This is a genomic window from Mycobacterium sp. (assembly GCF_025965855.1).
Classification (GTDB): domain Bacteria; phylum Actinomycetota; class Actinomycetes; order Mycobacteriales; family Mycobacteriaceae; genus Mycobacterium.
In genome coordinates this window covers 1-9,944 of record NZ_JAOPWB010000293.1, presented here as the reverse complement: position 1 = coordinate 9,944, position 9,944 = coordinate 1, and the positions used below count along the sequence as shown (strand labels likewise).

Genomic DNA, 9,944 nt, shown 5'->3' with positions numbered 1-9,944 from the left:
GGAATGTGACGATGACCGACGGCGGCGTCTACGACAACTTGGGGCTCTCACCTCTTCTACCGGGGCGTGTCGCCGAGTACACGCACCACGTCTACGATCTGGACTACCTGATCGCCGCTGATGCCGGTCAGGGGCGAAGCGTTGGTAAGGCGCCGCGGTTCTGGCCGGGCCGCATGAAGCGGGCCTTCGAGATCACACACACCAAGAGCCAAGACGGGAGCCGGTCGAGGATCCACCTGGCCGGCGAAAGCGGACAGATCAAGGGATTTGTTCACGCCTACCTCGGGATGAGGGATGAGAACCTTCCGGTTCCGGTGGCCGATCTGGTCGCGCGAGCGGACGTCGAACAGTATCCGACGAACTTCGCGACGATTCCGGCCCCGTTACTCAACGCAATCACCGTGCGCGCCGAGCAGCTGACGCGTGTCCTGGTCGCCCATTACTGTCCGGACCTCGTGTGAACCGGTGAGGGAAGACAAAACCGTTGGACGCCTGACCGCTGCCGGCTCCCTCGGGCGCCGCGGGTTTCGGGCACTAGCGCTGCTGGCAGGTGATCGATGATGTACGGCTACGAACTGGATTTTCTCCCCGTGGAGGCCGCAGGGGGCGGCGGCACCAAGAGCGGAGACGCGATCGCTGGCAGACTCTGGCTTCCGGACGGATCTTGTCGGGTCATCGTCGTCGACGGCGGACACTCCGCGATCGGCGAGGACCTCATCGACCACATCGACACCTACTACGGCACCTACACTGTCGACATCGTCGTCTCCACCCATCCGGATAACGATCATCTCAACGGGCTGCTGCGCGTGGTGGAGCAGATGAGGGTCGGCGAGCTACTGATCCATCAGCCGCGTAATCACCTCGCACCCGCTGATGTTGCCTACTTCACGAACATCGCGATGGTCGACGCAGTCATCGATGCCGCCGAATCTCGAGGCGTGACAGTGGCAGAGCCCTTCACCGGCCTCACCCGATGGGGAGGGCAGTTGCGCGTGCTGGGACCCACCGAGGAGTTTTACGAGTACCTCATCGGCGAGCACATACGCGAAGAGCGGTCGAGCCCGGGCGCGGCGGCAGCACGCGCGGCGGCGAAGGCGTACTCGGCTGTCCGCTCGGCCGGCCTTGACGTGCTGAGTAGAACACTGCCGTTCCTACCGGTCGAGACGCTGGAAGAGAACCCACAGACCAGTCACCGCAACAACTCGTCGGCAGTCCTGCTGCTGCGGTCGGCCGATGACCACCGGATCCTGCTGACCGGCGACGCCGGTGTATCAGCACTGAGCTTGGCTGCCGCCGAGTACGAACGTCTATTCGGTTCGTTTTTCAGCCAGCCGTTGAATGTGTTTCAGCTTCCTCACCACGGAAGCCGCAATAACGTGTCACCGTCGTTGCTGGACAGGATCATTGGGTCGATCGGGTCGGTCGACACAGTCAGCGCGGTGATCAGTTCGGCGAAGGCGAGCCCACATCATCCAAGCCCCAAAGTGACCAACGCGGCGCTGCGCAGAGGCGCCCACGTGGTCGCCACCGAAGGCAGGACAGTCTGCGCGTATGCCGGGCTACCCCGTCCCGGTTGGGCGCCCGTGCCGGGAGTTCGACCGCTCGACGAGGACGACTGATCTCGAGCGCTGGGCGATGAGGCACAGCCCGTAGTCTGGCGTTGATTCGTGAGGTGACGACACAATTCCTCGCGCGTGATCTGCTGACGTAGGTACTACCGACCTCACGAACGTGCCATAACGCGAGTGCCTTGCTGGTGCTTGACGAGTTTGCGGCCGCGTCAACGTCGGTGCTGGTGGTTCGACCGTCATGGCACGATGTCGGGGGACATGCTGGTCTTTGCCGGAAACTACGCCGGCGAGGGGGTGGGCTCGTAATACGTTGAGCCGCTATGTATTTCGTGGCGATCACATGACTTCAAGGCGGCCACAGAATTCATCCCACCTGAAATCTATATAAGAACTCCTGGACCCTGCCTCGCGCCCCTCCACCTGGCTCCGCGCGATTGTTGTAAACAGTGAGTCGGAGGCCCTATATGGGCGACGACGGTGAAGGAAAGCATCGGCAGCGGCATCGTTTAACCCCAGACCGCCTGCCATTCTCGCGCGAAATGGGTGAAGATCCCACGGCGTCTGCTGCACCATTCGCGCGCCACCGGCGGTGTTCGGCGCCGAAGCGAGGCAGGCGACGGGACTGCGCGCTTCCCGTCAACGACATTGGGCACCTGGAATGGACTCCTTGAATGAGTCATGTTCGGGCGCCTTGTCCCACGTGTCTCCCCTCGACGTGTCGATGACGATGGTGCCGGAACAACACGAGTTGCCTGTGAGCGTCACACCCCTGCTCCAGACGTTGTGAAAGTCATCGAGGGCGGGCAACGGGAGTTTTCGGCAGTGCGATGAGAGTTGGGTGCAACGCACCTGCACTTCCGGGCGTCGTGTCCGCAATAGGGTCAGCAGCTCCGGCCGGGGCAGCTCGAACTGGTCTTCGTGTATGGAGAACACGACCTCCTTGGCGCGACACCGTTCGATCAACGCCGCCAGCAGCCTCGGTGCCGCGTCGCCGGCCCCTGCGCCACCGCCATGATGCGGAGCCACCAGCCACTGTGCTGAAATGTCACGCTCGCCGTGAATGTTCTGGTATCCGACCCAATCGAGATCTCCTGGAAGCAGAGCGATTCCGCGATCACCTCTGGACACTCGCACGACCACCGAGAGGCGGTTCCGGTTGTTCCCCTGCCCTGCATTCCAGTGATTGGGCGCCACGAACTCCACCAGGTAGTCGTCGATCGGAATGTCCGCGCCCTGTGCGGTGGGGTAATCACGTCCGATGGGGGAGCCGTTGTCCTCGGCGTGCTTGAAGTTCTGCAGTATCCAGGTGTAGAAGACGTTCTTGTTCTGGCGTTCGTCCAGCATCCAGATCTTCCGAACCAGGATTCCGGAGCGCATCAGTGCCGCGACCCCACCGCAGTGGTCGGCGTCGGCATGGGAGATGATCAGGTCGCTGACGGTGTCGATCCGGCTCTTCCGCAGGAATCCCGATAGCGTGTCCCCGGGCGGACAATCGATGACGACTGCGGGCCGCCGGTCCTCGTAGAGGACGGCGCAGTTGCCGTGCCCGACATCCAGTATGGCGAGTTTCATTGGCCCCCCCGTTTGTGACGCGCAGAGATGTTCGTAACCCCCGACGAGACATGCTCGAGCGGGAAATGGCGGCTGGTGCTTAGGCTTTCATCCAGTCGAAGGTGCTGTTGTCGTCGTCGACCTCATGGATCGCGTAATCGTGTGGGCGCACGTACTCGGCGCGGCTGGCGCGAACGTTGACCTTCGCCCACACGAACACCGGCCGATAGCCGTAGGCCAGTTCCTGCTGCAGCTCCGCCGGCAACCGATCCGTCTTCACCGGCACCTTCTCGGTGCTACTCCAGGAGGGAACGGTGAAGTGGACGGAATCGTCAACCGACTGCTCCTCCACCATCAACAGGTCCACCATTATGTGCGGTAGGTCGGGTTCGTCGAAGGTGAGTTCGGTGAGCCATGGACACAAGTTCGCCGTGGATGCGGCCAGGGTGGCTAGAGACGAAGCCGTCTTGTCGATGACGCCACAGTAGTTCTGGAGCGCACCCAGGCCCTCTCGATCCGCTTCGTACGGAAAGGCCGTCAGGATCACGAACGGCGTCGTGGCGTTCGTCGGCCCGAAGACCCCGTTGGACATGTCGATGGCGAAGCGTTCGCCGCCGCGGTGCAGATCGTGCCTGCCCTGCGCGATCCTCAGGTCGATCAGGATCAGGTCGCATCGATGCTCCCGCACCAGCACTTCGGCGTCTGAGACAACTCCCTTAACGGCTACATCCACGCCGCGACGCTCGAGTTCCTCGACGATCGCCAGTGTCGTCGCCGGCTCGTCCTCGACCAAGCAGACGAAGCGTTTGATGTCCGCGACCGATGCACCTGCACTCTCCCTAAAGCCGGTGGTCATATTCACCCTCCTTCAAGTTCTTTCGCAATCTCAGACGAAAAGTGGTGCGGTACCGCTGCTCGTCCCCTCGGCGACGCGAGGAGCGGTCGTCGCTTTGCGGCTCATTCTCGTCCAGGTACACGTCGCCGTCGTGAGCTCGAGCGATCTGACGAGCCAGATGAAGCCCGAGTCCCATCCCTCGTCGGTAGACGCGCATGTCGTGGGCCATGCGGACGAAGCGCGCGAAGATCAGTTCTTGGAACTCCGGTGGTATCGCCTTGCCGAAGTTCGTTATCGCGATGTCCAGAAACTTCTCCTGCTCCGATACCGCGGTGGTGACGCGGACGTAGCCGTCCCTCGGAACCGAGTACTTGACCGCGTTGCGGTAGATGTTGGTTAGCGCCGTTTCGACGAGACTCTTCTCGCAGACGATGGTTCGCCGCGCCGTTCCGCTCGGAGGCCGGAAGTCCACGGCCGAAGCCTCGGTGAAGATTGCGCCCGCCCGATGCTCCTGGCTCGTCCGATTCGTCGAGCGATTAATCATCGTGCGCACGTCGATCGACCGTCGGAAACCAGAGATGCCCTCGTCGGATCCCCGGCCGACGATGTATCCGAGGTGGACCATCGACCGGAGTTGATCCGCGTAACCGTCGACCTCCCGTTGCAATCCGGAGAAGTAGGAGGGCGGGGTTCGGTCGTCACGGCTGCGCGTGTCCATCGTCGAGATCTCGTCCTTCGCCACGATGACGGCAGTGTTCGCCGCCTGTCTCAACGCGGCGAGGGGCGTCGTCATCTCATGTCCGACCAGCGAAAGCGCCCGGATCGCACCGTCGGCCTGCGCTGACGTGTAGGCGATTTCGAGGGCCTGGCCCAGGGAGAAGCCGAGCTGGTAGACGAAGTCGGCGACTTCGCGCCCGGGGCCTCTCGGCTCGTTCTTTCCGGACTTCGCCCTCATCGGCACGACGACGACACCCCGCGTGAGGCCACAGCGGAAGGGGAACCACACTATGTGCGTCGCAGTTGGACTCCGCGGCCGGAGGATCTCGGCGATGGACGATTCGACATCCAGGCGTGTGATCACGAATCGCATCGGGGAGTCGACGGTCGCGCGATACCCTGCGTCGTTCTTCAACCCCGACAGCGGACTCGGGTCCAGAATGGTTCTGCAGTAGACGAAGTGCGGCTTCGGTTCACTTCCTCGCTGCGCTATGAAAATCGGATCCGTGATCGCCTCCAACGTTCGCAGTCCACCCGTGATCCTCGCCGCGAGGTCGACTGGTGCAACGGCCACCGGTTCGTCCTCGTTGAAGCTCCGGCGGATTCTCGGAGCGTCGTCGTGGCCGCCGTCGGCGGCGGCGATCGTCGCTATCTCGGTGACGAGAGTGGCTCGCTCGGCTTGGATCTGGTTCTCGATCAGTGGTGACAGATCCTGCAGGAACTTCTCGAAGACGTTCTCCTGGAAGAAGAGCGGCACTTCGGGTTCGGAGGCGCGGTTTATCAACCTGACCATGTAGCGGGCGTCCTGGGTTCCGACCTTGCCGTAGAGCACCGAGCGGACACGCCCTCCGAACTGCTGGTGGAATTCGACCGATGGGCCGTAGACCATGTCGGGCTTCTGCTTTCGAAGGTTGTCGAAGTCAATGACCTTCGTGTACGCCTCGTCCTCCCACGCCTTGCCCGTGAGGAACTGCCCCGAATCGTAGACCTCGTCCATACTGGCCTCGCTTCCCTTCAGCGGAAGCAACGTCGAGTGCACGATTCTCTTCACGGAAGTCAGCGCCCTGGTCGTCCAGTCGTAGCGGAAGATGGTCGCCACGGCGATGTCAAGATTCTCCACCAGCAGCGAGATTGCCTCGATCAGCAACTCGGTCGCCGAAATTTGCGCAGCCGAGCCGTCCTCGGTGATGGCCGCGACCGCCTCCTGGAGGTAGTTCGCCATCGGGTCCGTGCATCGCGCGAGCTCCGAGGCCACGATCGAGGAGAACAACGACAGTGTCGTCAGATTCTCGTCGGTGACGTCCGTGGTCGCTCCGGGCCAGTCGACGGCAATCATCCCCTCCAGCTTTCCCTGATTGATCACCGGTATGTCTATCCACGCCCGATCGACGAGATCGAGATCCGCAACCCACTTCCGAATTTGCTCCGAGGCGTTCGGGTCGTATTGGGCGGCGACCGGGCTTGTGAGATGTTCGTTTCTGGCCTCCTGGTCGTTCAGTGTCGTATCGCGGTAGTAGATGCGATATCCAGGCGACTGTTTGGGCTTTCCTCCGTCGACCGACCGCTGCCACAGCAGGAACAGCGGTCGATCGTCCATCAGATCAGCGTGTTTGCGCTGCTTTGCGGCGTCGTAAGCGGGCGGTTCAGACACCTTGTAGTACCGCGTCCGGCTGAACCCGATCGAGAACAGGAAGTCAGATGCGAGCTCCAGTACGGATTCGATCGTTCTGCGGTCGGCGCCGGTTGCGTGGGATTCAGCCAGTACGCGACGAAGGTCGGCCGTGGTCGACCTCCAATTGAGCGCGGTCACCCGGAATTCCCGATCGGTGCTACGCCGAACAGGCCGATCCGTCGGCAGCTCTCGACTCGAGCCAACACGTCAACCCTCGATCCCGGTCGCCGATGGCGCGGCGGCGGAGGACCTCGTGTCCTCTACTCGCCGGAGCGTCAGCGTCTGGTATCACAATAACAGCGTCTGACCTGCGGGTTGCGATTCTCGTCAGGCGCGAGGGGCCGTCCGGTAGGTCGCGCATCGAGCCAGTATCGACGGATCTCCGAGGCAGGCCCCACGTGTGATTCGGAATGGGCACCGATCTACCGCCGGACGCACCCCGACGAGCCGAGTGACTCCGGCGGCTGTCCGCCACCGTGCCGAGGTTAACTCCGCAAGGCCGCGCGGCGTAACGCAATCGTTGCTCGCTGCACCTGTCCAGGCGTAGAGCGTGCTCGATGGAGCGCTCGAGGACGCAGATGGCGCAACGAAGAGAGGAGAAGCTGATTAGTTCGTTGCAATACGCGCACTAGATTCATGGATAATGACGATTATCCACCATTCATGCGAAATACGATGCGGGACGGCGTGTTGCGAGCCGCACCGGTGCGTCGGTGTTTGATGTCATGCTCGCGCAGCGCGGCGCTACGCCGTTGATGTGGAAGCAGTGGCAGACCACCGATGCCGAGGCACTCAGGCGAGGCGCCGAAACAGGCCGACCCCGTGTGAAGTTCGTCGATATCGCCGAGATGCTCGCCACTGCTCGGTGATTCGCCCTAACACCGTCGCTGGTCGTGGAAACGAGCACCATCTGACCTTGTCCGGAGGGCGGCCGAGGTAGATGCAGCCGTCAATCGCTGACCTGCCGCCGACAAAACGGTGGTGACCCGCGTTGACGGGATGTATTTGCGTTCGGCGTCGGTGGGGTGCTGGTGCTGTTCGGCGAGTACGTCGTAGGCAGCGGCGGCGGTGTTAGGGGGCGAGTGCTTCTTTCTTGCACTCGCTGCATTCGCTGGAAGGCACTGTGGTGACGTTGATTCGGCGTCGGCGCAACTGAACCTGCAGGCGCGGAAGAATTCGTGGGTCGTCGAGTGCGATGTCTTGTGGATGGCCGCCACCGTCGCGCACGACTTCGACATCGGCATCGCAGTCCCACAGTGCTAGTGACTCGCCGCTGTTGTAGCCCGAGCGATAATGAATGCCGGTGATTCCGGGTCCGGCGGGTTGGTCTTTGTAGATGGCGCGGGCCCACCGCTGTGTTAGCGAACGGGCTTCGTTGCCGTCGCCGAGGGCGGGGAGCGCGTCGATCGCCAGGGCTGCGCCTTTTGCCGCAAGGTCGAACATCGTCAGGGTGGTGGTGGGGGCGATGATCGCGACCCGGTAGTAGGGGCATATCGCGGCGACGCCCGCCTCGCCGAAAACTTCGCATGCCGAGGTCGCCAAGTCCTCACCGACGTAGAGCACTCGTCGGCCGGTCTTGTCCACGACCGAAGGGTCGGCGGGCAGGTGGTGGTCGAACCGCGCCTTTGGCCCGTACCGCCGGAAGGTGATGCCGTCGGGGACGTGTTTGCCTAGGTGATAGACGCGGCACCACCACCAGCGTGCTGAGGCGGCCGGTGGGTTCCACCTCCAGACTCGCTTCGCTTTGGGAAGCGGGTCTGGAGGTGGTCCGAGCGCTCTTACCATCCGGCCGCGGTGAGGTTGCGCGCGACATTGATGACCGACTGGCTGCCGTGGGTGATCGCTTCCTCGCGCGGGGTTCGCCCGCCAAATTCCGGGTGAGGTCGCATGATCCATCGCGAGAGGCTCACGGGTCCGCCCGGGAAGGCCGCCTGCAGAACGTCAAGGTCGGGTAGCGCGCCGGTGGTGTTGTCTGGGTCGAATTGCCAACGAGGAAGCCGCCATTCACGGCCCACCTTGATTCCGACTAGCTTTCGCGATCCAAGTTTGTCCGTGACGCTCTGTGAGCTAATGCCCAGCAGTTCGGCGGCTGCCTCCCTGCTAAAGCTGTTCGCGGCGAGGTCGCGTCGTTGCGCGAACTGGTCGGTGAGGTCGGCAACGACTGCCTCGGCTGCGGTCACCGAGTCTGGCGCCGGTCCCCAGAAGCGCTCATTGATGCCGTCGTCCGACGATACCGTCACGGCTTCCTCTAGCCGCGCAAGCTCGGATTCGTCGGCTTCGTTGACTAGAGCCTCCAACTCGGCGCGCAACCGAGACTTGTCATCGGAGCCAGGATCAGCCGGTGAGGGTGCTTCCTCAACTTTCTCGACCGCGATGATGGCCAGTCCGGCGTTCTGCAGCGCCTGCTCGAGTTGATCGCGTCCAGGGACGTCCCACGGCAGATTCTTCGGGAGTCGGCGAGTGCCCCGGCTACCGACGGTCATGCGTTCAACTACCAAGATTCCAGCCATGTCTGCAGGATACGCAAGATATGCTACTTACGCTAGAGCCCGTGTGTTCAGCATGATGTTCAGACTGGCGGTGCCCTTCAGCGCGCCGCGTCGTCTGTGGTGAGGATTGGGAGTTGAGGTGCGGCGGAATCAGCGGTGAGGATGCTGGACTACCACACCAGACTGTTCCCTACAGATCTGGACGACATCGCTTCCCGACTCAACGTCGCGGCGCGATTGACCATCGCCGACCAACGTGAGTCATCTGATGCCAAACAATCACCGACCAAGGCACCGACCAGAACAAGCCAAGTCAAGTCGGCGGACATCTGAAAACCATCGCTGACCTGCGAAAACAGCGAGTGCCCCCGGCAGGATTCGAACCTGCGACACCGGCTTTAGGAGAGCCGTGCTCTATCCCCTGAGCTACGAGGGCGGACGGGCTGAGCTTACCGGGATGGCCTGCGCAGCGGCCCGCTCACCGCAGTTCGGCGATGACCTTTGCGAAGGCGTCGAGGTTGTTGTCCTGCACGGTGAAGCAGGTAAGCCCATACTTTTCGCGAAGTCCGGACAGCGTGTCGGCCATCTCGCGGGGTGACCCGCTGAGCACCGACGGCATGGACAGCAACTGCTCGTCGGGCAGATCCGGTGCATACTGGCGGGTCATTCTGAGATCGGGTGCGGTCTCGCCCTCGGGGGGCATCGCCGTGATCACCATGTTCAGCTCCAGCGACTCGAACCGATCACCGGCGGCGTTGCGGACGAACTCGATGCGTTCGGCCAGCGGGTCCTCGACGTCGCGGACCCGGGCGCCGGTCAGTCCGATGATGTCGGCGTGCCGGGCGGCCAGCGTCAGCACCCGGTCGCCGTTGCCGGCGATGAGGATCGGCGTCGTCGGGTGATGGTCCTTCAGGTAGGTCGTCATGTGTTCGAGGTAGTCGACCCGCGCGCCGGCGCTGGGGTACGGCAGCTCGGCGGCCTCGAATTCCTCTCGGACATAGCCGGTTCCGAGCCCGATCTCGAGCCGGCCGTCGCTCAACAGGTCTAGGGCCTGCAGGTCCCTGCTGAGCAGGGCCGGCTTGTAGAATCCGGCATTGAGCACATAC

At 62.8% G+C, this 9,944-nt stretch carries 9 protein-coding genes and 1 tRNA gene; 3 read left to right on the top strand and 7 right to left on the bottom strand.

All coding sequences use genetic code 11. The features are described from left to right. Both JWP83_RS24955 and JWP83_RS24950 read left to right on the top strand, forming a co-directional pair. Positions 1-461 (top strand): hypothetical protein (locus JWP83_RS24955; RefSeq protein WP_297736449.1); only part of this gene is annotated, 461 nt, incomplete at its 5' end. Positions 462-560: 99 nt separating this feature from the next. Continuing rightward, entirely contained in the window at positions 561-1,622 is a 1,062-nt protein-coding gene (locus tag JWP83_RS24950; protein ID WP_297736446.1) for a hypothetical protein, read from the top strand. A 588-nt stretch (positions 1,623-2,210) separates the two neighbouring features. Here JWP83_RS24950 and JWP83_RS24945 read toward each other — a convergent pair. The 3 genes from JWP83_RS24945 to JWP83_RS24935 all read right to left on the bottom strand — a co-directional run bounded on the left by JWP83_RS24945 (position 2,211) and on the right by JWP83_RS24935 (position 6,487). Beyond that, positions 2,211-3,146, bottom strand: a complete 936-nt coding sequence (locus JWP83_RS24945) for an MBL fold metallo-hydrolase (protein ID WP_297736443.1) — start codon at positions 3,144-3,146, stop codon at positions 2,211-2,213. A 79-nt stretch (positions 3,147-3,225) separates the two neighbouring features. Next, the gene (locus tag JWP83_RS24940) at positions 3,226-3,981 is read right to left on the bottom strand and encodes a hypothetical protein (protein WP_297736440.1); all 756 of its coding nucleotides are present in this window, start codon (positions 3,979-3,981) and stop codon (positions 3,226-3,228) included. Continuing rightward, the gene (locus JWP83_RS24935) at positions 3,965-6,487 is read right to left on the bottom strand and encodes a HAMP domain-containing sensor histidine kinase (RefSeq protein WP_297736437.1); all 2,523 of its coding nucleotides are present in this window, start codon (positions 6,485-6,487) and stop codon (positions 3,965-3,967) included. The genes JWP83_RS24940 and JWP83_RS24935 overlap by 17 nt, the downstream gene beginning before the upstream one ends. 575 nt (positions 6,488-7,062) lie before the next feature. Here JWP83_RS24935 and JWP83_RS24930 point away from each other — a divergent pair. Next, the gene (locus JWP83_RS24930; RefSeq protein WP_297736434.1) at positions 7,063-7,218 is read left to right on the top strand and encodes a hypothetical protein; all 156 of its coding nucleotides are present in this window, start codon (positions 7,063-7,065) and stop codon (positions 7,216-7,218) included. A 202-nt stretch (positions 7,219-7,420) separates the two neighbouring features. Here JWP83_RS24930 and JWP83_RS24925 read toward each other — a convergent pair whose 3' ends face one another. The 4 genes from JWP83_RS24925 to JWP83_RS24910 all read right to left on the bottom strand — a co-directional run. Beyond that, positions 7,421-8,134, bottom strand: a complete 714-nt coding sequence (locus JWP83_RS24925) for an RES family NAD+ phosphorylase (RefSeq protein WP_297736431.1) — start codon at positions 8,132-8,134, stop codon at positions 7,421-7,423. Continuing rightward, complete coding sequence (locus tag JWP83_RS24920; RefSeq protein ID WP_297736428.1) at positions 8,128-8,859, bottom strand: helix-turn-helix domain-containing protein; 732 nt, start codon at positions 8,857-8,859, stop codon at positions 8,128-8,130. The genes JWP83_RS24925 and JWP83_RS24920 overlap by 7 nt, the downstream gene beginning before the upstream one ends. A 342-nt stretch (positions 8,860-9,201) precedes the next feature. After that, a tRNA-Arg gene (locus tag JWP83_RS24915) sits at positions 9,202-9,274 on the bottom strand. A gap of 42 nt (positions 9,275-9,316) precedes the next feature. Then, a partial coding sequence (locus JWP83_RS24910; RefSeq protein WP_297736426.1) for a TIGR03621 family F420-dependent LLM class oxidoreductase occupies positions 9,317-9,944 on the bottom strand: 628 nt, incomplete at its 5' end.